Genomic DNA, 22,954 nt, shown 5'->3' on the forward strand with positions numbered 1-22,954 from the left:
ACCGACGTCGTCAGTCGTCAGTCGTCGGCGAGGATCTGGTCCCGCACCTTCCGCCGCAGCACCTTGCCGATCATCGAGCGCGGCAGGTCCTCGACCACGACGACCCGACGCGGCACCTTGTACGCCGCCAGCTGGTCGCGCGCCCACACCCGCAGCGCCGCGGCGTCGAACGAGGACGGGTCCTTCGGCACGACGGCGGCGACGACCTGCTCGTTGCCGCCCTGCGTGATGCCGACGACCGCGACCTCCTTGACGCTCGGGTGCTTGAGCAGTGCGTCCTCGACCTCGGACGGCGACACGTTGAAGCCGCCCGTGATGATGAGCTCCTTCAGTCGGTCGACGATCCGGACGTAGCCGTCGGCGCCGATCGCCACGATGTCGCCGGTGCGGAACCAGCCGTCGGGGGTGAAGACCTCGTCCGTGGCCTCGGCCTTGCCCCAGTAGCCGCGGAACACCTGCGGCCCGCGGACCTGCAGTTCACCGGGCTCGTCGACGCCGAGCACCTTCGTGCTGTCGTCGGGGTCGACCACGCGGGCCTCGGTGGAGGACAACGGCAGCCCGATGGAGCCGAGGCGACGCTCCGGGGACACCGGGTTCGCCATCAGCACGGGGGAGCACTCGGACAGCCCGTAGCCCTCGACCAGGTACCCGCCGGTCCGGGCTTCCCACGGCTCGACGATGTCCTGCGACAGCGGCATGGCGCCCGAGATGCCGATCTCGATGCCCTCGAGCGAGACCTTCGCCGAGTCGGCGGCGTGCTGCAGTCGGGCGTAGATCGGCGGGACGGCCGGCAGGAACGTCGGCGGGTGCTTCTTGATCGCCGTGAGCACGAGCGCCGGGTCGAACGTCGGGAACAGCACGAGTCGCGAGGCCATGCTCATCGCGAAGGTCAGGCACAGCGTGAGGCCGTAGGCGTGGAACATCGGCAGCACCGCGTACACGACGTTGTCGCCGCGTCGGATCTGCGGGACCCAGGCGCGGGCCTGTGCGGCGTTGGCCAGCAGGTTCCGGTGCGTGAGGACCGCGCCCTTCGGCGTGCCGGTGGTGCCCGAGGTGTACTGGATCAGGGCGATGTCGTCCGTCGACGGGCGCGGGTGCCGCTTCGACAGCTTGCGGGTGTGGACCAGGTCGTCCCACTTCGTCGTGCCGCGCACCGCGGTGGTGAGCTTCGCGCGGGACTCGCGGGCCTTCGCCACCGGCAGGGCCAGGGCGAGCCGGGTGCTGCGGGGCATCGCGCGGGTCAGGTCGACCGACACGATCGCGTCGAGCTTCACGTCGGCAGGGAAGTCCTGCAGCGTCGCGACGGACTTGTCCCAGGCGATCGCGACCTTGGCGCCGTGGTCCTCGAACTGGTGGCGGAGCTCGCGCGGCGTGTACAGCGGGTTGTGCTCGACCACGATCGCGCCGAGGCGCAGGACCGCGTAGAACGCCACGATGTGCTGCGGGCAGTTCGGCAGCACGATCGCCACCCGGTCGCCGGCACCGACGCCGAGTTTGCGGAGACCGTTCGCCGCGCGGAGGATCTGCTCCTGCAGGTCGGCGTAGCTGGTCGTCCGCTTGAAGAACTCGAGCGCGACCCTGCCCGGGAACCGTCGCGCCGATTCCTCGACCAGGTCGATCAGGGAACCGTGCTGTTCCTCGATGTCGTGCGGGACCCCCGGGGCGTACGAGGCAAGCCAGGGACGAGGCGTGTCGATGCTCACGCGTCCCAACCTAGCGGGCCACCCCGGCGCCCGCTGGGAAGCATCGGCCGGCATCGGGCGGCATCGGGCGCCATCGGGGTGCACGAAGCCGAGCGCGCTCCCAGGGGACGGACGGACGATGACGCCATGCCCTCCGTCTCCGACGCCTTCCGCTCCCGCCTCAACGACACGTTCACCGGTGGGGCGACGAGCAAGCCGGAGTGGATCGACGAACTCGAGGACGGCACCGACGCCGGCTTCTTCGGCCCCGGTTCCGCGACGTGGGCGGTGCACGGCGGCAAGCAGACGATCGTCGCCGGGGTCCGCGCACTCCTCGTGCAGGCCCTGCACCCGGGAGCCCTCGCCGGCGTCGCCGACCACTCCCGCTACCGCGAGGACCCGTTCGGCCGACTGGCCGGCACCATCCGGTGGATCTACACGGTCTCGCACGGCGACACCGCGACCGCCCGTGGTGCGAGCGAGTGGGTGCTGCGCCTGCACGAGCGCGTTCGCGGCCAGTACGTCGACGGCCACGGCATCGCACGCGACTACGCGGCGAACGACCCCGACCTGGCGCGCTGGGTGCACCTCGCCTTCACCGACGCGTTCCTCCGCGCTGCGCAGCGCTGGGGCGGGCCGATCCCCGGCGGTGCCGACGCCTACGTCCGCGAGTGGGCCACCGCCGGCCGGCTCATGCGCGTCGAGGACGCCCCGGAGTCCGAGGCCGAGCTCCGCGCCCAGATGGACGGGTACCTCGACCGCGGCGAACTGGCCGTCACGGCCCGCACCCGCGACGTCGTCAAGTTCATCAAGAACCCGCCGCTCGCGCTGATGCTGCGGCCCGGCTACCGGGCGCTGTTCCAGGGCGCCGTCTCGACGCTCGACCCCCGCCACCGCTCGATGCTCGGCCTGCGGGCCCCCGCGATCGGGCCCGTCGAACTGCCCGTCGGCCGGGCGACCGGACTCGTGCTCGATGGGATCGGCGGCGTGCTCGGCAACCAGACGGGCACCGAGCGCGCTGCGCTCGTGCGCATCGCGCGCCTCGAGCGCGAGCGCGGCGCCGTCGCCTGAAACGTCCGCGTGTCACGTGTCGTGGACGTGACCGGAGACGGACGGGAGGCCCGTGGCCAGCTGGCCACGGGCCTCCCGTCCGCTTGTGGGTGCGTCAGAAACCGGACGGCACCCGGGGCGTGTACGCGGACTCGAGTCGCGTCACCTCGTCGTCGGTCAGCGTGATCGCGGCGGCCGCGACCGCGTCGTCGATGTGGTGCTCCTTCGTCGCACCGACGATCGGCGCGCTCACCGCGGGCTTGCCCGCGACCCAGGCGAGGGCGATCTGCGCCATGCTCACGCCGCGGTCACTCGCGATGGACTCGACGGCGCCGACGATCGCGCGGTTCGCGTCCTCGTCCTGGCGGTAGAGCGTCTTACCGAACTCGTCGGTGCTCGCGCGCGAACCGGAGCCCTCGGCGTCCCACGGCCGGGTGACCTTGCCGCGGGCGAGGGGGGCTCCACGGGATCACGCCGACGCCGGTCGCGTGCGCGAAGGGGTGCATCTCGCGTTCTTCCTCGCGTTCGAGCAGGTTGTACTGGTCCTGCATGCTGACGAAGCGCGTCCAACCGTGCAGGTCGGCGACGTGCTGCATCTGCGCGAACTGCCACGTCCACATGCTGCTCGCGCCGAGGTAGCGGGCCTTGCCGGCCTTGACGACGTCGTGCAGGGCCTCCATCGTCTCCTCGATCGGGGTCACCGGGTCGAAGCGGTGGATCTGGTACAGGTCGACGTAGTCGGTGCCGAGTCGGGTCAGCGAGGCGTCGATCTCGTGCATGATCGCGGCGCGGGAGAGCCCGGCGCCGTTCCGACCGGGGCGCATCCGGTTGAACACCTTGGTGAGGACCTGGACGTCCTCACGCGGAGCGAGTTCCTTGAGGAGCGTGCCGGTGATCTCCTCGCTGGAGCCGTCGGAGTACACGTTCGCCGTGTCGAAGGTGGTGATGCCGGCGTCGAACGCGCGACGGACGAAGGGGCGGGCCTCGTCGATGCCGACGCTCCACGCGTGCGAGCCGCGGTCGGGGGCGCCGTAGGACATCATGCCGAGGACCACGGTGCTGATCTCGAGGCCGGAGGCGCCGAGGCGGGTGGTGTCGGTTGTCGCTGCGGTGCTCGGTGCTGCGTTGCTCGGCGCTGCGTTGGTCATGCGCTCACCTTGGCATCGCGGCCTGTGACGGCGAGCAGGCGGACCTGGAGTGGGGCGTCCTCGTCGACGTCGACCGGGGCGGCGTACAAGCCGGTGGCCGCGAGGTCCTCGATCTGCGGCTCGAAGTACTCCCACACCGCCTGCACGAGCTCGTCCGGCAGGGACTCGTCCGTACCGGTCGCCCGCGCCAGGTCCCACGTGTGGATGGTGATGTCGCTGGTCTGCTCGGTGAGGTACTGGCCGGCCGGAACGACGTCGGTGCTGAGGTGGACGGGGGTGTCCTGCGGGGCGTTCCGCCAGGCATCGGTCGCCGCGGTCGCGAAGCGCTGCCACTCGGACACGAGGTCGTCGCCGATGGACTCGAGGTCGGCCTCGGCCTGGGCGTAGTCGCACCCGGTGAGGAGCTTCGGGATCCAGCGCTGCTCGTCGACCACGTGGGTCACGAGGTCGCGGGTGGTCCACTCGGAGTCGGGGGTGGCGGCGTCCCAGTCCGTCACGGCGGCGACGCGGCGGCCGAACTCGGCTGCCGCGAGGGCCTGCATCGCGATCCAGTCGGTGGCCATGGTGGTGCTCCTGTTCGTCGGGCTGGCGTGCGGTGTTTCGTGCGGGTGGTGCGGGTGGTGCGTGTCGTGCGGGTGGTGCGTGTCGTGCGTGTCGTGCGTGTCGTGCGTGTGTCGTTGTAACTCGGGGGCCGGTGTGCGGATTCCCGGGCGTGCGGGCGTGCCCCTGTCCGCTGCCCAACGCTACGCCGAGGAGCCCGGCCGAGCGGGCGAAATGCCGCGGTCGTGCGCGTACCCACCGGACGTTTCCGCCCGTTCACGCCGGCGCGGGGTCGGTGCGCACTGCACCCGCTGACACCGGAGGGGCGTGCCAGCGCGTGGTCCCTGAGCGAGCGGGCGGAATGCCGGGGTCGAGTTCGAGATGAGGCCGGCATTTCGCCCGTTCGCCCGGTTGCGCTCGCATGGAGCACCCGCTCGCGAGCGGCGAGCGGCGGCGAGCGGCGAGCGGCGGGCGGCGGGCGGCGGGCACGGACGCACCCCCGAAGCGCCGCGGGGACGACGAACGCCCCGGCTCCGTGGGGAGCCGGGGCGCGTGTCTCGGGTTCGGGTGGTGCTGTTCGGTGCCCTCAGTCAGGCAGCGAGTCCGAAGGGACTCAGGCCGCCTGGAGCACGAACTGGACGTCGAGGTTGATCGTCACGTCGTTGCCGAGGGTGAAGCCACCGGCCTCGAGCGCTGCGTTCCAGTTCACGCCGAACTCGGTGCGGTCGATCTTCGTGGTCGCCTCGGCGCCGAACTTGACCTGGCCGTAGCCGTCGGTCGTGAAGCCACCGAGCTCGGCCTTGAGGACGACGGGCTTGGTGACGCCGCGCAGGGTCAGGTCGCCAGCGATGTGCAGGTCGTCGCCCTTGGCCTCGATGCTCGTCGAGCGGAAGGTGAGCTGCGGGTGCTCCTCGGTGAGGAAGAAGTCGCTCGTCTTCAGGTGCTGGTCGCGCTGCTCCTGGCCGGTGTTGATCGACGCGACGTCGATGTTCGCCTCGACGGTCGACTCGAGGGGGTTCTCGGCGGTGACGACGGTGGCGTCGAACGTCTCGAACTTGCCCTTGACCTTGCTGATGGCGAGGTGGCGGACCGAGAAGGTGACCTCGGAGTGGGTGGGGTCGATCTTCCAGGTGCCGGTCTGGTAGCCGGGGATGGTCGTGGCGGTGAGCGTCATGGTGGTCCTTCTTCCGAACGAGAGTCTGTGGTGCGACGCGATCCATGCGCCTGCATCAACCTGATACTACGCCAGTGTGCACCCTTTTGGTTGAAGCGTCAACCATTGTTCACCGAAGCGTCGCGAAGCGGTGGTCGTGCGGTGCGCTGAGCCCGGCCTGCAGGAGGCGTCTCACACGCTGTACGAATCGATCGACACCTCGGCCGACGTCGTCCGCCGTGGCCCGGACCAACCACCAGTCCACGTCCTTCAAGTGCTCACCGCGGGTGAGGTCCTTCCGGAAGGTGGCCGGGTCGGTGCGGTGGAGATCGCTCTCGTACTCGATCGCCACCCGTGCTGCGGGGTAGGCGAGGTCCACGCACGCGATCCACCTGCCGTCCACGATCACGTCGTGGTTCAGGGCGGGTTCCGGGAGTCCCTGGCGGACGAGGGTCAGCCGTGCCCTGGTCTCACCCGGGGAACGAGAACCCGGCCTGATCTCGGCGAGAGCGTGGCGCAGCTTCACGACGCCCCGGAGCCCGCGCCGCCGGCCGACTGCCAGGAGCAGCTCGTCGAGGGTCGCCCATCCGAGCCACCCGACGAGGGCGTCACCCGCGATGATCAGTTCGTCGAGCGTCAACATCGTGCTCAGCGCGACGAACGTGTCCGCTGGCGTCGTCAGACGCACACCTCGGCAGGTGGTCGCACGGACCCTGCCGAGGTGGGCGCGGTGTCCGACGGCGCCGCGGACGCGAAGCGCCTGATCGACCCCGATCGTCGTGACGTGGAGCCGCGGCGAGCCCTCGAGCCGGCGGGGGAGCGGGATGCCGAGGATCGCGGCGGCCGTGACGTGGCTGAACACCTGGTCGGGGCGCAGCCGGGGAGCCAGTGCGCGGGCGCGTTCGTCGACGGTTCGCGGTGGAACCGCGGATCGGGTGCCGTGGAACGGGCGGACGAGGTCACGTGCCTCGAGGCGGCCGCGGGACACCCCTCGATGCAGTGCGTCACGGACGCGGAACGAGGCGTCCCGCAGCGCCAACGGGAGTCGGCGTCTGGCGGTCATCTCCACATCGTGGAGCCGAGCGGGCGCGACGGTGGCGAGTCGTGCCTCCAGTGTGGACGGCCCGCGATCCTGGCGCCCCTGTGGAGGAATCGCGCCGCGGTCGAGCGGGCGAAACACCGGGGTCCGGCTGCGTGGCGACCGCGGCATTTCGCCCGCTCGCGGGGGCGCCCGCCGGCGCGGACCGCAGCGCTGCCCGCCCGGCTGGTCCGCGCAGCGGTCGGGACCGCGGCGACGGCGTCAGCCCGTCCGTCGGGGGGAGGTTGCCGCGGTCGCGACATCGTCGACGGCGCGAACGGGCGTATTGCCAGGGTGTCGCCGTCGGGCACGCCGGCATTTCGCCCGCTCGCGGGACGGGATCCACCCTCGCGAGATCCGCGCTCGCGGCGGCCGACCGCACCGCACGCCCCCCCACCCCCGCCCCGCCCCGCCCCGCGGCGGGCGGCAGGCACTCGCGGGGCCCCTCACGTGTCGGCGGGCTCCAGTAGCGTCGGGACCATGGAACTCAGGTACCTGGGCAACTCCGGACTCAAGATCTCCGAGATCACCTACGGCAACTGGCTGACGCACGGCTCGCAGGTCGAGAACGACGTCGCCTCCCAGTGCGTGCGGGCAGCGCTCGACGCCGGCATCACCACGTTCGACACCGCGGACACGTACGCCAACACCGCCGCCGAGACCGTCCTCGGCGAAGCACTCAAGGGCGAGCGGCGTGCGGGGCTCGAGGTCTTCACGAAGGTCTACTGGCCCACCGGCCCCAAGCAGCACAACGACGTCGGACTCTCCCGCAAGCACATCCTCGAGTCGATCAACGGCTCGCTGACGCGACTGCAGACCGACTACGTCGACCTCTACCAGGCGCACCGCTACGACCACGAGACCCCCCTCGAAGAGACCATGCAGGCCTTCGCGGACGTCGTCCGCCAGGGCAAGGCGCTCTACATCGGCGTCAGCGAGTGGAACGCCGAGCAGATCCGCGCCGGCGCCGCGCTCGCGAAGGAGCTCGGCTTCCAGCTCATCTCGAACCAGCCGCAGTACTCGATGCTGTGGCGGGTCATCGAGGGCGAGGTCGTCCCCGCCTCGAAGCAGCTCGGCCTGTCGCAGATCGTCTGGTCGCCCATCGCGCAGGGCGTGCTGACCGGCAAGTACAAGCCGGGTCAGCCGCTGCCCGAGGGCTCACGGGCCACGGACGAGAAGGGCGGCGCCGACATGATCAAGCGGTTCATGCGCGACGAGGTCCTCGAGGCCGTGCAGCGCCTGCAGCCCGTCGCCGACCAGGCCGGCCTCACGCTCGCGCAGCTCGCGATCGCGTGGACGCTGCAGAACGACAACGTCGCCAGCGCCATCGTCGGCGCGTCGCGTCCGGAGCAGGTCACCGACAACGTCAAGGCCGCGGGCGTCACGCTCGATGCCGACGCGCTCGCCGCCATCGACGAGGCGCTGGGTGACCTCCCGGAGCGCGACGCGGCCAAGACCGTGTCCCCGGCGCAGCGTCCCGCCTGAGACGCGACCCACCATCGGACGGGAGGCCCGTGGCGACGCCGCCACGGGCCTCCCGTCCGCTTTTCGGTCGGCCGCACAGCCCTGTTGGCCTGCACAGACCGGTCCGGTCTGCACAGACCGGCCGTCCGTACCCCGGATGAACGGCACGTGTCGTGGAACTGGCAGACACCTGGGTAAGCCCGTACCCCACCCAAACCGCAGTCGCGTTACCCCCGAATCGGGGGCATGACCCGAACTGATACCCCCGTTCTGGTGTCACCCGACACCGGTACGGTGCCGACCGTGCGACCCGGCACGGTCTCGCGCCTGCTCGCCACCGCGAGGCAACTCGCGTCGTTCGGCACGATCGGTGCCGTCTGCTTCGTCATCGACCTGGGCATCTACAACCTGCTGCGCGCCACCGTCATGCCCGACGGTCCCATCGCCGCGAAGATCGTGTCGGCCGTCGTGGCGACCGCCGTGGCGTGGATCGGCAACCGCTTCATCACGTTCCGCGCCGAGCGCCAGACCGGCCGCCGCGAGACTGTGCGCGAGGGGCTGCTCTTCGCTGCCACGAACCTGATCGGGCTCGGCATCGCCGCGGCCTGCCTGTTCGTCTCGCACTACGTCCTCGGGTTCACCTCGACCCTCGCCGACAACGTCGCCGGCAACGGCGTCGGCCTCGTGCTCGGAACCGCCTTCCGGTTCGCCGCGTACAAGGCCCTCGTCTTCCGTTCCACCGATGCTCGTCGCACGAAGGGGCTCGCCGCATGACCATCTCCGCCACGCTGCTGACGGCCGCAGGGCCGCTGCTCCAGCCGAACGAGGGGACTGCTCCGTCGAGCGTCCCGAACCGAGGGACCACCGACGTCCCGACCGGAGGCTCCGGTGCCGTCCAGCAGGCCGCGTGGTCGCTGGGTGAGTGGATCGGCTACTCCGCGCTCATCGCGATCTCCGTGCTGCTCACGATCGTCGCGCTGACGACGCTCTGGTGGATGCTGCACGCCTGGCGCTCGCGGGACGCGCTGAAGTCGACGAGCTTCAGCCAGACCCCGCGCCCGGCCGCGCACCGCTTCACCCTGCTGGTGCCCGGGCGGCACGAGCAGGAGGTCATGGGCCAGACGCTCGACATGCTCGCGAAGCAGGACCACCCCGACTTCGAGATCATCGCGATCGTCGGTGAGGACGACCCGGAGACGGATGCCGTCGTGCGCGCCGCCGCAGCCCGCCACCCCGAGCTGATCCGGGTGGTCGTCGACGACACCCTGCCGAAGAACAAGCCGAAGGCGATGAACCTGGCGCTGCAGTACGCGACCGGTGACGTCGTCGGCGTGTTCGACGCCGAGGACGAGGTCTACCCGCACCTGCTCACCCTGGTGGACTCGCGGTTCCAGGAGACCGGCGCCGACGTCGTGCAGGGCGGCGTGCAGCTGATGAACTTCAAGTCCAGCTGGTGGTCGCTCCGGAACGTCCTGGAGTACTACTTCTGGTTCCGCTCGCGCCTGCACTTCCACGCCGGCTCGAAGTTCATCCCGCTCGGCGGCAACACCGTCTTCGTGACGAAGGAGCGCCTCGACTGGTCGAACGGCTGGGACGCGCACTGCCTCGCCGAGGACTGCGAGCTCGGCGTCCGGCTGTCCGCCGACGGCGCGAAGGTCGTCGTCGCGTACAGCCCCGAGGCCGTCACCCGCGAGGAGACCCCGCCGACCTTCGCCTCGCTGCTCAAGCAGCGGACGCGCTGGAACCAGGGCTTCCTCCAGGTGCTCGGCAAGGGGGAGTGGAAGAAGCTGCCGTCGTTCCGTCAGCGCTTCTTCGCCCGGTACATGCTGACGATGCCGTTCATCCAGGCGGCCACCGGTCTGCTCATCCCGCTCAGCGTCCTGATGATCCTGTTCGTCAAGGTGCCGACGGCGATCGCCCTGGTGTCGTTCATCCCGGTGGCACCGACGCTCATGCTGCTGGCCGTCGAGGTCGTCGGCCTCAACGAGTTCGGTCGCATCTACAAGGAGAAGGTCCGGCTCCGCGACTACGTGAAGCTCGTGCTCGGTCTCGTGCCGTACCAGATCTTCCTCGCCGCAGCAGCCGTCCGAGCCGTCGTCCGCCACGCCAAGGGGCAGAACGGCTGGGAGAAGACGGAGCACACGGGCCAGCACCGGAACGCCGAGCAGCCCGCCGAGGTCGTCGGCTTCGCGTCGGAGTTGACCGGGTCCGGGTCCGCGGGCGCGACGTCTTCGTCTTCTTCGTCTTCGTCTTCGTCTTCGTCTTCCGAGCGTGAGCTCGCCGGCACGACCACAGGAGGGACCCGATGACCGCCAGCATCACCAACACCACCGGCATCCCGATCCGCGGTGCCGTCGCGGGGAACCACACCGGCATCGGCGCCTGGTTCCGCCGGCACGCCGCGAGCCTGACGTGGCTGCTGCCCGTCGTCGCCGTCACCGTCATCGTGCAAGCGTGGAACATGTCCGGCACCCCGCAGCGGATCGATGATGAGGGCACGTACACGGCGCAGGCCTGGGCGATCATGCACCTCGGCGAGATCACGCACTACACGTACTGGTACGACCACCCGCCACTCGGCTGGATCCAGATCGCCGGCTACACCGGTCTGACCGGAGCGTTCGCGCGCTACCCGTTCGCCGTCGAGGCCGGCCGCGAGGCGATGGTCTTCTTCTCCGCCGTCTCGAGCATCCTGCTGTTCGTCCTGGCCCGCCGCCTCGGTGCCAGCCGGATCGCCGCTGCCGCAGCCGGACTCGTCTTCGCGCTGTCGCCGCTCGCCCTGCAGTACCACCGCACGGTCTACATCGACAACGTCGCGACGCCGTGGTTGCTCGCCGCGTTCGTCCTCGTGCTGAGCCGTCGCCAGCAACTCGCCGGGTTCGCCGGCGCCGCTGCGTGCCTCGGCATCGCGGTGCTCTCCAAGGAGACGTACCTGCTCGCCCTGCCGTTCCTCATCTGGATGGCGATCCGTCGCGCCGACAAGAGCACCCGCCGGTACACGCTGAGCGTCGCCGGGGCCGTCCTCGTCATCATCGGCGGCGGGTACCTGCTGCTCGCCGCGGTCAAGGGCGAGCTGTTGCCGAGCAGCGGTCGGGTCAGCCTGTTCGAGGGCATCACCTACCAGCTCGGCTCGCGCTCGGCATCGGGTTCGCTGTTCGACCCGGGCAGCCTGGCCAACGCCGCCGCGTCGCAGTGGTGGGCGCTCGACCCGGTGTTCATCGTGCTCGGCTCGGCCGCCGCGGTCGTCGGGCTCTTCATGCGACGGGTCCGTCCGATCGCCGCGATGCTCGTCTTCCTGCTCGCGATGATGTTCCGCCCGAACGGGTACCTGCCGGTGCCGTACGTCATCATGCTCATCCCCTTCGCCGCCCTGCTGGTCGCCTACACGGCCGAGCGTGCCGTCCTGGCGATCGCCGGTCGGGTCCGCACCCGTACCCGCCTCGGCGCCGGGACCCGTCGTGGTCTCGGCATCACCTGGGCCGTCACGACCGCTGTCGCACTCGTCGTGGCGGTGCCGCTCTGGGGAACACAGCTGCGCGGCTTCGTCCTGGGCAACCTCGACCTGCCGATGCAGCAGGCCGAGCAGTGGGTCGGGGACAACGTCTCGAAGTCCTCCCGACTGCTGGTGGACGACGCCATGTGGGTCGACCTCGTCGAGGACGGCTTCGCCCGGAACAACGTGGTCTGGTACTACAAGCTCGACACTGACGGAGCCGTGGAGCGGCAGTCGCCCAACGGGTGGAAGGACTCGGACTACGTCATCACGACGGACTCCATGCGGACCGGCGGCAACTCGTCGTCCGACATCCGCCAGGCGATCGAGAACTCGACGGCCGTCGCGACCTTCGGGTCCGGTGACCAGCAGGTCGAGGTCCGACGCATCCACGCCGAGGGATCGACGGCCGCACAGACCGCGATCACCCGGGCCAGCGACCTGCGGAAGACCATGGGCACCGAGCTGGCGTCGAACCCGGCGCTCCGGGCCGATGACGGCACGAAGTCCCAGTTCCGTGCGGGTCAGGTCGACTCGCGAGCGATGATCGCGCTCGGCCAGGTGCTCGCCGACCAGGACGTCCGCGTCGACCGGTTCACCCCGCTCACGGGCGAGACCGGGCAGCCGTTCCGCACCGCCGTCCTGCACACGAGCGACGCTGCCTCGGCGGAGCGCGTGGCCTCCACCCTCGAGGCGATGCCCGATTCGTTCCGGCCGGCGTCGGTCGAGCGTGAGGGCGAACGCCTCACCGTCACGTACACCCCGGCGGACCCGACCACGACCGCGACGAGCGCCTCGTGACCCGCCGCCCCGCCGAGCAGAGCGCTGCCCGGATCGCCGAGCGGGCGAAACACCCGGGTGCTCCGGGCGCCGACCCCGGCATTTCGCCCGCTCGCGGGGGCGCTCGCATCCACGGCCCCAGCACGGCCCGCAGCACCACCGCACACAACTCGACCAGCACCACGACCCGAAGGAGCACGACCATGACCGCACACACCCAGCGACGCCGCACCGTCGTCGTCGGCGCACTCGCAGCGACCCTCGTCGCCGCGACCGTCGGACTCGCAGCACCCCAGACCGCCTCCGCCGCCACCGCCGACGAGGGCTGGCTCCGCGTCGGCCACCTCTCGCCCGACACCAAGGGCGTCGACGTCGAACTGTCCAGCCTGTCCGGCGGCAAGACGATCTTCGAACTCGACGACGTCACGTACGGCCAGGTCAGCAAGTACCAGGAGCTCCCGGTGGGCACCTACGTGCTGTCGATGCGGGCCTCGGACGCGCCGGACTCCACGCCGGTGATCTCCACCGACGTCAAGGTCGACAAGGGCGACGCGAGCACGGTCGTCGCGTACGGCAAGAACACCGACCTCAAGACGACGGCGTTCACCGACGACCTGCAGCAGCCCGGTGACGGCAAGGCGAAGCTCCGGCTCGTCCAGGCCGCCACCACGGCGAAGCAGGTCGACGTGAGCACCTCCGAGGGCACCGCCATCGCCGAGGGCGCGAAGTTCGGCACCGCAACCAAGTACGCCACCGTCGACTCCGGCAAGTGGACGCTCGACGTCTCCGGCAGCGGCCAGCAGGGCACCGCCAGCGTCGACCTCGCGGGCAACACGGTCTCCACCCTGTTCGTCCTCGACGACAGCAAGGGCGACCTGACGGTCGTGCCGGTCACGGACGCCGCAGCCACCGCCGCGACGCCGACCGGCGGCGTGCAGACGGGTGGCGGCGGCGCAGCCGCCGACCGCCCGATGACGGAGGCCGTCCACACGGCCATCGCAGCGCTCCGCTCGCTGTACCGCTGACGCCCTGGCCGGGAGGCACGGATCACGTGCGCCGACACGCTCACGTGATCCGCCCCTCCCGTCCAGATCCATCGTCACCATCCACGGAAAGGCAGGCCAGCATGACCCGCAGGACCTGGATACCCGTCACCGCCGCAGCGGCGGTGGTCGTCGCCGTCGGCGTCGCGCTCATCGCGGTTCGCCCGTGGGGGCAGGACACCGAGGCCTCGAGCGGCTCGGCCGCCACCCCGAGCTCGACCAGCGCGCCCGACGCGGCACGCTCCCCGAAGGAGCTCCGCACGGAGTTCCTCGACCGGTACGTGCAGGACGGCCGCGTCGTCCGCACCGACCAGGGCGACGACACCGTCAGCGAGGGACAGGCCTACGGGCTGCTCATCGCCTTCGCGAACGGTGACCGCGACCGGTTCGACGACATCTGGACGTGGACGAAGACGCACATGCTGACCGACGACGACCTGCTCGCCTGGCGTTGGACGCCCGACGACGGTGTCGCCGACGAGCAGCCGGCGAGCGACGCCGACCTCGACGCCGCGCGGGCCCTGGTGCTCGCCGGCGACGCGTGGAACGAGGACCGCTACACGGCAGCCGGCAAGCGCATCGCCTCGGCGATCCTGGAACACGAGACCGCGACCACGGAACTCGGCACGATCCTGCTGCCCGGGCCGTGGGCGGACTCCGAGCCGTACCGGTACAACGCCTCGTACGCGTCGCCGGCCGCCTTCGCGGTGCTGGCGAAGGCCACGGGCGACGACCGCTGGACCGCGCTGAACCGTGGGTCCCGCGCGGCGACCGCGGCAGTGCTCGACGAGTCGCAGCTGCCGAGCGACTGGTCGCAGGTGCACGCCGACGGCACCGTCGACCCGATGCCCGCCACCGGTGGGGACCAGCGCGTGCTGTACGGCTACGACGCGATGCGGACGCCCGTCCGCTACGCCGAGGCCTGCTCCGCCGACGACCGCGCCCTGGCCGGGTCGCTCGCCCCGACCCTGCGTCGGACGACGCAGCTCGCGGCGCAGCTCGACCTGGGCGGCACCGCCGTGACCGGGGACACGAACGCCTTGGCGTACACCGCCCGGGCCGCCGCCGAGTACGCGGCCGGTTCCTCCGGTGCGGCCGCCGACGACCTCGAGCGGGCCGACCGGACGGCTGCCACCACGCCGACCTACTACGGGGACGCCTGGGCCGCACTCGGTTCGACCATGCTCACCTCGGACGTGCTCGGCGGCTGCGCGACGACGGCCGGAGGGGCATCGTGACCGGCCGACGGTCCGCCGGGCGTGGTTCGGTGTTCGGACGCCGTGGCGTGGTGATCGGGGCCGTGCTCGCCGCGGTCGTCGTGGGCGGCGGCGTCACCGGTGTGGCGCTCGCGTCGACCGTCGGCAGTGACGGGGCGGACGGTCGGGCCGGTTCGGCGCGGTCGAGTTCGGCTTCGGCTTCTGCTTCTGCTTCTGCTTCTGCTTCTGCTTCTGCAGGGTCGGGCATCGAGGGGTTCCAGGACCCGGCGGCACCCGCTGCCCGATCCGCGGCGACCCCCGTCAGCGTCTCGATCCCCGCGATCGGCGTGCAGTCGAACCTCGAGGACCTGCACCGCGGCACGGCCGGCGAACTCGACCCGCCCGTCGACTGGGACAGCGCCGGGTGGTTCAGCGACGGCATCGTCCCCGGTGAGGTCGGCCCGGCAGTCATCGCCGGCCACGTCGACAGCCCGACGAGCGCCGCCGTGTTCTTCCGGCTCGACGAACTGGTCGCCGGCGACGAGATCCACGTCGCGATGTCCGACGGCAGCACCCGCACCTTCACCGTCGACCGCTCGGAACGCGCAGCCAAGTCGGCGTTCCCGACGAGCGACGTCTACGGCACCACCCCGACCCCCCAGCTCCGACTGATCACCTGCGACGGCGTGTTCGACACCGCCACCGGGCACTACACGGACAATCTGATCGTGTTCGCAGACCTCTCGTCGGACTGACCCAAACACCGACCGATACATTCGATGTGGAGCACGAGGAGCACCATGAGCGAGACCCTGGTCATCATCCCGACCTACGACGAGGCGGAGAACGTCCGTCCCATCGTCGAGCGCACGCTCGCCGCCACCGACGACAACGTCCACGTGCTGGTCGTCGACGACAACTCGCCGGACGGCACCGGTGACATCGCCGACGCCATCGCCCGTGAGACCGACCGCGTGCACGTCATGCACCGCACGGTGAAGGACGGTCTCGGCGGCGCGTACCTGTCCGGGTTCGCCTGGGGCCTCGAGCACGGCTACGCCAAGCTCGTCGAGATGGACGCCGACGGCTCGCACCACCCCGAGTACCTGCCGTGGATGCTCGAGCTCGCGGACACGAACGACCTCGTCCTCGGGTCCCGCTGGATCAAGGGCGGCAAGGTCGAGAACTGGCCCTGGTACCGCGAGCTGCTCTCCCGTGGCGGCAACCTCTACACGCGCCTGGCCCTCGGCATCGCCGTCCGCGACGCCACCGGCGGGTTCCGGGTCTTCACCTCGCGGGCGTTCGAGCGGATCGACCTGGCCGGCGTCGCGTCGAAGGGCTACTGCTTCCAGGTCGACCTGTGCTGGCGTGCCCTCGAGGCCGGGCTGCGCGTCGTCGAGACCCCGATCACGTTCACCGAGCGGGAGTTCGGCGTCTCGAAGATGAGCGGCAACATCGTGCGCGAGAGCCTGGCCCTCGTGACGAAGTGGGGCATCGACCGCCGCATCCGCGAGACCCGTTCCCTGGTCAAGGACCACCGGAAGCTGCCGTCCGTTCGCACCAACGCGCACGCGGTGGCCGACCACGCGGCCTGACCCGCTGGGTCGGGGTCGGGGTCGGCGCTCGGGGTCGGCGGTCGGCCCGCGGCGTCGGTACCGCGAAAGCGACAGTGTCCCGCGAACTGTTCGCGGGACACTGTCGCTTTCGGGGATCGGCCGCCCGTGGGCAAGCCCGGGCCCGCCCGTGGGCAAGCCCGGCCCGCCCGGACGGCAGCGCAGCGACTAGCGCAGCACCACCACGCCCCGCCCGCGGAACCGCACGCAGTCCGTCGCGACCTCGGCCGCTCCGAACCGGTAGAGCTCTTCGCCGGTGGCACCAGGGACCGGCACCTCGGCTGCGTCGTCGAGGAAGTTCACCACGACGTGCACGGGTGCCGCGTCCGGTCCGAGCAGCCCACGCGTGAGCACCAGCCACCGGCGGTCCTCGCTGAACCGCACGGCGTTCGCCTCGTACCGGTGGTCGACGAAGGCCTGGTCGGTCCGGCGCAGGGCGACGAGCACCCGGTAGGCACGCAGGATCGCCGCACCCCGCTCGGAACTGACGTCGGCCCAGTCGAGCTTCGAGTTCGTGAACGTCGTCGGGTCCTGCGGGTCCGGCACGGCCGACTCGTCCCAGCCGTGCTCCGCGAACTCGCGGATGCGGCCCTCGGCCGTCGCCTTGCCGAGCTCGGGCTCCGGGTGCGACGTGAAGAACTGCCACGGTGTCGTCGCGGCGAACTCCTCGCCCATGAACAGCATGGGTGTGAACGGACCGAGCAGCGTCAGCGCCGCAGCGATGACGAGGCCTTCGTCGTCGAGCGTCGCCGCCAGACGGTCGCCCGCCGCGCGGTTGCCGATCTGGTCGTGGTTCTGGTTCGTGACGACCAGGGCAGTCGCCGGGGAAGTCCCGCGGTCGATCGGTTGCCCGTGGCGCCGGCCACGGAACGACGACCACGTGCCGTCGTGGAAGAACCCGTGGTCGAGCACCTTCGCGAGCGCCGACAGCGGTGCGAAGTCGGCGTAGTAGCCGTTCGTCTCGCCCGTCAGCGCCACGTGCACGGCGTGGTGGAAGTCGTCGGACCACTGTCCGGCGAGCCCGTACCCGGCGGCTTCCCGCGGGCGGAACATCACCGGGTCGTTGAGGTCCGACTCGGCGATCAGGGACAGCGGACGACCGACGAAGGAACCGTAGGCGTCCGTCTCGTCGGCCATCTCGGCCAGGACGTGCGGCCGCGTGGTGTCGCGGATCGCGTGCACGGCGTCGAGCCGGAGCCCGTCGACGTGGTGGTCGCGGAACCACATGCGCACGTTGTCGAGGACGTACCGACGGACCTCGGGGTGCTCGACGTTCACCGAGTCGCCCCACGTGTTCGCGAGCCCCTGCACCAGGTACGGCCCGAACAGCGGCAGGTAGTTGCCGCTCGGCCCGAGGTGGTTGTAGACGACGTCCTGGATGACGCCCAGGCCGAGTGAGTGCGCCGTGTCGACGAAGCGGTCGTAGGCGTCGGGACCGCCGTACGGGGCGTGCACCGCGTACCAGGCGACCCCGTCGTAGCCCCAGTTCCACTCGCCGTTCACACCGTTCACGGGCAGCAGTTCGACGAACTCGACGCCGAGCTCGACCAGGTGGTCGAGCTTCTGCGCCGCCGCGTCGAGGGTGCCCTCCGGCGTGTACGTGCCGACGTGCATCTCGTAGATCACGGCGCCGCGGGCTGGACGCCCGGTCCACGACTCGTCGGTCCACGCGAAGCGCGCGGGGTCGGCGACGGCGGACGTGCCGTGCACCCCGTCCGGCTGGAAGCGACTGCGGGGGTCGGGGCGCACCGTGTCGTCGTCGCCGAGGCGGAACCCGTAGCGGGCACCGACGACCGGCATGATCGCGTCGGTCGACCACCAGTCGTTGTCGCCCCGGGTCAGCGGGTACTCGACGTCGTCGACGACCAGCCGGACACGGTCCGGCTCGGGCGCCCAGACGGCGTAACGGTCGGGTGCGGTCATGCGTGACCCTCCAGGATGTCGATCTCCGCTTGCGCGTCGGACTCGGTCGCCGAGGTGGTCCGGGCGGTCGACCGGGAGGCCCGTTCCGCGTCGGACGCGTCGGTCACCGTGTCGGCGTGGCCGGGTTCCCCGACCGTGGCGGCCGGCACGAGCAGCGCGACCGGGTAGGTGGTGAGCAGGTCCGCGAGGGCGATGCCCCGGCTGGCCGGGAAGGACCTGCCGGTGAGCAGGTCGACCCGGTCGACAGGGACGGCGTGCACGAGGGTGTCTCCCCAGCCACCGACCCGTTCGAGGCCGATCGGCAGCCGCGTGGCGATCGTCACGGCACCGCCGCGGTCGAACGCGACGACGTGGTCCGCCGCGCTGCCCGTCGCCTCGAGCGCGAGGTACCGCGTGAAGAGCTCCGGGTGGTCGCGCCGGAGACGGAGTGCACGGGCGGTCACGAGGAGCTTCGCGGCGCCGTCGATCCCGATCGCCGGGAGGTGCTCGGGGCCGTCGTCGTCCGGGCCGTCGATCTCGGCGAGGACGTGGCGCCGCTCGGCGTAGTCCACGGCTCGGCGGTTGTCGGGGTCGACGAGGGAACGGTCCCAGAACTCGGTGCCCTGGTAGACGTCGGGGACACCGGGAGCCGTGAGCTGCACGAGCTTCTGCGCGAGCCCGTTCGACCACCCAGCCGCGTCGATCCGTTCGTCGAGGGCATCGAGCACGGCCACCACGGCGGGCTCGTCGAACGCCGCGTCGACGAGGGCGTGCATGCGCTCCTCGAACGCCGTGTCCGGCTCGGTCCAGGTGGTGCTGTCGCCGGCTTCGCGTGATGCCTTCTCGGCGTAGGCGTGCAGCCGCTCACGACTCGCGGGTCGGGCGCCGACGATCGCCTGCCACAGCAGGTCGGCGAACACGCGGTCCTCGAGCGGGACGAGGGACTGCAACCGGTCGAGCGTGTCGGCCCACTCGCTGGCGAGCTCGGCCAGGACCGCGATGCGTGCGCGGGTGTCCTCGCTGCGCTTCGTGTCGTGGGTGGTGAGCGTCGTCATGGTGTGCGGCCAGCTGCCGAGCCGGTCGCGCTGCGCCTGGTGGAAGTCGGCCACGGACACCGCGAACACGCTCGGGTCACCACCGACCTCGCTCAGGGACGTCAAGCGGGACGTGCGGTAGAACGCCGTGTCCTCGACGCCCTTGGCCATCACCATGCCGCTCGTCTGCTGCAGGCGGATCGCGGCGGCGTTGTCCGGGTCGACGAGCGCCGGGGCGACCCGGTCGATGACGTCGTCGAGGTCGGGACGGGCCTCTGCCGCGCGTTCGAGCGCCGCGATGAGGTGGTGCGCGCCCTCGGGCAGGTAGGTGCGGTACACGTCGAACGACGCCACGACCTCGGCGAGGGCGTCGACGAGCCGTTCGTGCGTGATCGCGTCCGCTCCGGCGGTGACCGGCGCGAGCAGTCGGGCGAGTCGCTCGACCTCGCTGCCGAGGATCCCGTCGGCGATGCCGCGGCGGGTGTCGTGCGTGAGCTGCTGCCAGTCGGCGGGCTCCGCGCCCGATGCCGCGGTCAGCGAGGGTTCGCCCGCGGGGTCGACGAGAACGCGGTCCAGGACACCGAGGGCGTCGTACCCGGTCGTGCCGTCGACCGGCCAGGAGCTCGGGAGTTCCTCGCCGGGTTCGAGGATCTTCTCGACGAGGGTGTACGCGCCGCCGGTCAGCTCGGCGAGGTCCTGCAGGTAGCCGGCGGGGTCGTACAGTCCGTCCGGATGGTCGATGCGCAGGCCGTCGACGAGGCCGTCGCGGAACCAGCCGCCGATGACGCCGTGCGACGCCGCGAACACCTCGGGTTCCTCGACCCGGATGGCCGCGAGCGTGTTCACCGCGAAGAACCGGCGGTAGTTCAGCTCGTGGTCCGCACGCTTCCAGTGCACGAACGCGTAGTGCTGCAACGCGTGCACGGCCTCGACCGAGTCGCCCCGGTGAGCGGTGCCCGGCGCGGTCGGGTACGCGGTGTCGCCGACCCGGAGCACCGGGTGCTCGGCGTCGGACGTGTCGAGCGTGACCGCGTCGAGCAGCCGGTCGTCGAGGACCGGCACCCGGACCTTGCCGTCGCCGGCGTCCCAGTCGACGTCGAACGCCCAGGCGACGGGGGAGCCCTGGCCGAGTTCGAGCAGGGACCACCACCACGGGTTGACCGCCGGGGTGGCGACCCCGACGTGGTTCGGGACGACGTCGGCCAGCACGCCGAGCCCGACCGCGTGCGCGGCCTCGGCGAGGACCCGGAGGGCCTCGTCGCCGCCGCGGTCGGTGTCGACGTGCGTGTGGTCGACAACGTCGTAGCCGTGGTTCGAGCCCGGCTCCGACTGCAGGACCGGCGACAGGTACAGCCAGTCGGCCCCGAGGTCGTGCACGTAGTCGACGAGATCGCGTGCGGCGGCCAGGTCGAAGTCCGCCGACACCTGCAGCCGGTACGTCGAGACGGGCATGCGACGCCCGGCCCCCGCCGTGCCGTTCGTCATCGCGCGGTGCCGCTCGGTGCGGTGGAACCGGCCGGGTTGGCCGGGGTGACGGCGTCCTGCGGGGACCGGGGCTCGGGGGCGCCGTCGTGGTGCTGGACCTCGACCGGGGTGACCGAGACCTCGTGGTTCGGCTCGGCACGCAGGACGATCATCGACCGGGCGGGCACGTCGAGCGGGGTGCCCGCCTCGACGATCTCGTCGCGGGCACCGGGCTCGGCGGTGTCGATGCGGACCGTCCAGCCGGGTGCGTACTCCTCGGGCGGCAGCGTGAACGTCACGACGTCGTCGTGGGCGTTGAAGTACGTGATGAACGCCACGTCGGTGACGCGCTCGCCGCGGGAGTCGCGCCCGCGGATGCCGTCGCCGTTCAGGTACATGCCGACGCTCTTGCCGAAACCGGAGTCCCAGTCCTCCGGCGACATCGCGTCGCCCTCGGGCGTGAGCCAGACGACGTCGGGCAGCGGCTCGTCCTGACCACGGCGCACCGGGCGCCCGTTGAAGTACCGGGTGCGACGGAACGTCGGGTGGTCGTGGCGCAGCTTGACCACGTCGGCCGTGAACTGGACGAGGTCGTCGTCCGCGGTGTCCCAGTCGATCCAGCTGAGCTCGGAGTCCTGTGCGTAGACGTTGTTGTTGCCGGACTGCGAACGGCCGAGCTCGTCACCGTGGGCGATCATCGGCACGCCCTGGCTGAGGAGCAGGGTCGCCAGGAAGTTCCGGCGGCGCTGGAGCCGCAGGGCGTTCACGGACTCGTCGTCCGTCGGACCCTCGGCGCCGGAGTTCCAGGACCGGTTGTGGCTCTCGCCGTCGTTGTTGTCCTCGCCGTTGGCGTCGTTGTGCTTCTCGTTGTAGGCGACGAGGTCGTACAGCGTGAAGCCGTCGTGCGCGGTGATGAAGTTGATGCTCGCCTTGGGCGTCCGGCCGTCGTGCTCGTACAGGTCGGCCGAGCCGGAGATGCGCGACGCGAACTCACCGAGGGTCGACGACTCGCCGCGCCAGAAGTCGCGCACGGTGTCGCGGTACTTGCCGTTCCACTCGGACCACTGGGGCGGGAAGTTGCCGACCTGGTAGCCGCCGGGGCCGACGTCCCACGGCTCGGCGATGAGCTTGACCTGCGACACGATCGGGTCCTGCTGCACGAGCTCGAAGAACGCGGACAGCCGGTCCACCTCGTAGAACTCGCGGGCGAGCGCGGAGGCGAGGTCGAACCGGAAGCCGTCGACGTGCATCTCGGTCACCCAGTAGCGCAGCGAGTCGAGGATGAGCTGCAGCGAGTGCGGGTGCCCGACGTTGAGCGAGTTCCCGGTGCCCGTGTAGTCCATGTAGAACTTCTTGTCGTCATCGACCAGGCGGTAGTACGCCGCGTTGTCGATGCCGCGGAACGACAGCGTCGGCCCGAGGTGGTTGCCCTCGGCGGTGTGGTTGTAGACGACGTCGAGCACGACCTCGATGCCGGCGCGGTGGAGCTCCCGCACCATCGTCTTGAACTCCTGCACCTGCTGCCCCTGGTCGCCCGAGGACGAGTACGAGGAGTGCGGCGCGAAGAAGCCGATGGTGTTGTAGCCCCAGTAGTTCGACAGCCCCTTGTCCTGCAGGGTCGAGTCGTTCACGAACTGGTGCACCGGCATGAGCTCGAGCGTCGTGATGCCGAGTCGCTTCAGGTGCTCGATGACCGCGGGGTGCGAGACGCCGGCGTAGGTGCCGCGCTGCTCCTCGGGCACGTCGGGGTGGGTCTCGGTGAGGCCCTTGACGTGCGCTTCGTAGATGACCGTCTCGCCGTAGGGCGTGCGCGGTGCGCGGTCGCCCTGCCAGTCGAAGAACGGGTTGATCACGACGCCCTTCATCATGTGCGCCGCGGAGTCGTCGTCGTTCGTCGAGTCCGGGTCGCCGAACGTGTAGGCGAAGAGCGACTGGTCCCAGTCGATCTCGCCGCTCGTCGCCTTGGCGTAGGGGTCGAGCAGGAGCTTCGACGGGTTGCAGCGTGCACCGTTGTCGGGGTCGTACGGGCCGTGGACACGGAAGCCGTACTCCTGGCCGGGGCCGACGTTCGGCAGGTACGCGTGCCAGACGTAGGCGTCGACCTCGACGAGGGGGATGCACTCTTCGTTGCCGTCGGTGTCGAACAGACAGAGTTCGACGCGCTCGGCGACCTCACTGAAGAGCGCGAAGTTCGTGCCGCTTCCGTCGTAGGTCGCCCCGAGCGGGTACGGGTTGCCGGGCCAGGTGTGCAAACGGTCCTCCAGGTGATGGTCGCGCCAACATATCGGTGACACCCGTCCGCGTCCGCAGACAA

At 70.9% G+C, this 22,954-nt stretch carries 16 protein-coding genes and 1 pseudogene; 9 read left to right on the forward strand and 8 right to left on the reverse strand.

All coding sequences use genetic code 11. The features are described 5' to 3' along the window. Window positions 1-17: 17 nt before the first annotated feature. Complete coding sequence (locus tag EDF47_RS08245; protein ID WP_131878429.1) at window positions 18-1,703, reverse strand: long-chain-fatty-acid--CoA ligase; 1,686 nt, start codon at window positions 1,701-1,703, stop codon at window positions 18-20. Between the two features lie 126 nt (window positions 1,704-1,829). On the opposite strand from EDF47_RS08245, the gene EDF47_RS08250 reads away from it, so the two are divergent. Then, a complete protein-coding gene (locus EDF47_RS08250) occupies window positions 1,830-2,753 on the forward strand; it encodes an oxygenase MpaB family protein (protein WP_131878431.1) in 924 nt (307 codons plus the stop codon). Between the two features lie 94 nt (window positions 2,754-2,847). Here the strand turns inward: EDF47_RS08250 and EDF47_RS08255 are convergent. From EDF47_RS08255 to EDF47_RS08275, 4 genes and pseudogenes are all read right to left on the reverse strand, one after another. Next, window positions 2,848-3,880: pseudogene (locus tag EDF47_RS08255) on the reverse strand (aldo/keto reductase). Further along, window positions 3,877-4,443 carry a TIGR03086 family metal-binding protein gene (locus tag EDF47_RS08260; RefSeq protein ID WP_111086825.1) on the reverse strand — a complete coding sequence of 189 codons (567 nt, stop codon included), beginning with the start codon at window positions 4,441-4,443 and terminating at the stop codon, window positions 3,877-3,879. Before EDF47_RS08260 ends, EDF47_RS08255 begins: the two are co-directional and overlap by 4 nt. Before the next feature lie 590 nt (window positions 4,444-5,033). Continuing rightward, the gene (locus tag EDF47_RS08270) at window positions 5,034-5,594 is read right to left on the reverse strand and encodes a YceI family protein (RefSeq protein WP_111086826.1); all 561 of its coding nucleotides are present in this window, start codon (window positions 5,592-5,594) and stop codon (window positions 5,034-5,036) included. A gap of 109 nt (window positions 5,595-5,703) precedes the next feature. Beyond that, window positions 5,704-6,636 carry a hypothetical protein gene (locus tag EDF47_RS08275; protein WP_131878437.1) on the reverse strand — a complete coding sequence of 311 codons (933 nt, stop codon included), beginning with the start codon at window positions 6,634-6,636 and terminating at the stop codon, window positions 5,704-5,706. Window positions 6,637-7,131: 495 nt separating this feature from the next. Here EDF47_RS08275 and EDF47_RS08280 point away from each other — a divergent pair, with 495 nt between their 5' ends. From EDF47_RS08280 to EDF47_RS08315, 8 genes are all read left to right on the forward strand, one after another. Next, window positions 7,132-8,136 (forward strand): aldo/keto reductase family protein, encoded by a 1,005-nt coding sequence (locus tag EDF47_RS08280; RefSeq protein ID WP_133936842.1) that lies wholly within the window; start codon window positions 7,132-7,134, stop codon window positions 8,134-8,136. Between the two features lie 282 nt (window positions 8,137-8,418). Continuing rightward, window positions 8,419-8,889 carry a GtrA family protein gene (locus EDF47_RS08285; RefSeq protein WP_235036072.1) on the forward strand — a complete coding sequence of 157 codons (471 nt, stop codon included), beginning with the start codon at window positions 8,419-8,421 and terminating at the stop codon, window positions 8,887-8,889. After that, window positions 8,886-10,424, forward strand: a complete 1,539-nt coding sequence (locus EDF47_RS08290; RefSeq protein WP_207913219.1) for a glycosyltransferase family 2 protein — start codon at window positions 8,886-8,888, stop codon at window positions 10,422-10,424. The genes EDF47_RS08285 and EDF47_RS08290 overlap by 4 nt, the downstream gene beginning before the upstream one ends. After that, entirely contained in the window at window positions 10,421-12,409 is a 1,989-nt protein-coding gene (locus tag EDF47_RS08295; protein WP_131878439.1) for a glycosyltransferase family 39 protein, read from the forward strand. The genes EDF47_RS08290 and EDF47_RS08295 overlap by 4 nt, the downstream gene beginning before the upstream one ends. Before the next feature lie 182 nt (window positions 12,410-12,591). Next, complete coding sequence (locus EDF47_RS08300; RefSeq protein WP_123294030.1) at window positions 12,592-13,413, forward strand: DUF4397 domain-containing protein; 822 nt, start codon at window positions 12,592-12,594, stop codon at window positions 13,411-13,413. A 101-nt stretch (window positions 13,414-13,514) separates the two neighbouring features. Next, window positions 13,515-14,669, forward strand: a complete 1,155-nt coding sequence (locus EDF47_RS08305) for a glycosyl hydrolase family 8 (RefSeq protein WP_133936840.1) — start codon at window positions 13,515-13,517, stop codon at window positions 14,667-14,669. Further along, on the forward strand, window positions 14,666-15,382 hold the full coding sequence (locus tag EDF47_RS08310; protein WP_166673204.1) for a class F sortase: 717 nt from the start codon (window positions 14,666-14,668) through the stop codon (window positions 15,380-15,382). The genes EDF47_RS08305 and EDF47_RS08310 overlap by 4 nt, the downstream gene beginning before the upstream one ends. 45 nt (window positions 15,383-15,427) lie before the next feature. Further along, the gene (locus EDF47_RS08315) at window positions 15,428-16,222 is read left to right on the forward strand and encodes a polyprenol monophosphomannose synthase (protein ID WP_133936836.1); all 795 of its coding nucleotides are present in this window, start codon (window positions 15,428-15,430) and stop codon (window positions 16,220-16,222) included. A gap of 186 nt (window positions 16,223-16,408) precedes the next feature. Here EDF47_RS08315 and treZ read toward each other — a convergent pair whose 3' ends face one another. From treZ to glgX, 3 genes are read right to left on the reverse strand one after another with little or no spacing between them, the layout of a single operon-like run. Then, entirely contained in the window at window positions 16,409-18,163 is a 1,755-nt protein-coding gene (gene treZ, locus EDF47_RS08320) for a malto-oligosyltrehalose trehalohydrolase (RefSeq protein ID WP_133936834.1), read from the reverse strand. Continuing rightward, window positions 18,160-20,661, reverse strand: coding sequence for a malto-oligosyltrehalose synthase (gene treY / locus EDF47_RS08325; protein WP_133936832.1), 2,502 nt, complete (start codon window positions 20,659-20,661; stop codon window positions 18,160-18,162). The genes treZ and treY overlap by 4 nt, the downstream gene beginning before the upstream one ends. Beyond that, on the reverse strand, window positions 20,658-22,892 hold the full coding sequence (glgX, locus tag EDF47_RS08330) for a glycogen debranching protein GlgX (protein ID WP_123294024.1): 2,235 nt from the start codon (window positions 22,890-22,892) through the stop codon (window positions 20,658-20,660). The genes treY and glgX overlap by 4 nt, the downstream gene beginning before the upstream one ends. Between the last annotated feature and the right edge of the window lie 62 nt (window positions 22,893-22,954).

This window comes from Curtobacterium sp. PhB190, from assembly GCF_004365385.1.
GTDB lineage: Bacteria > Actinomycetota > Actinomycetes > Actinomycetales > Microbacteriaceae > Curtobacterium.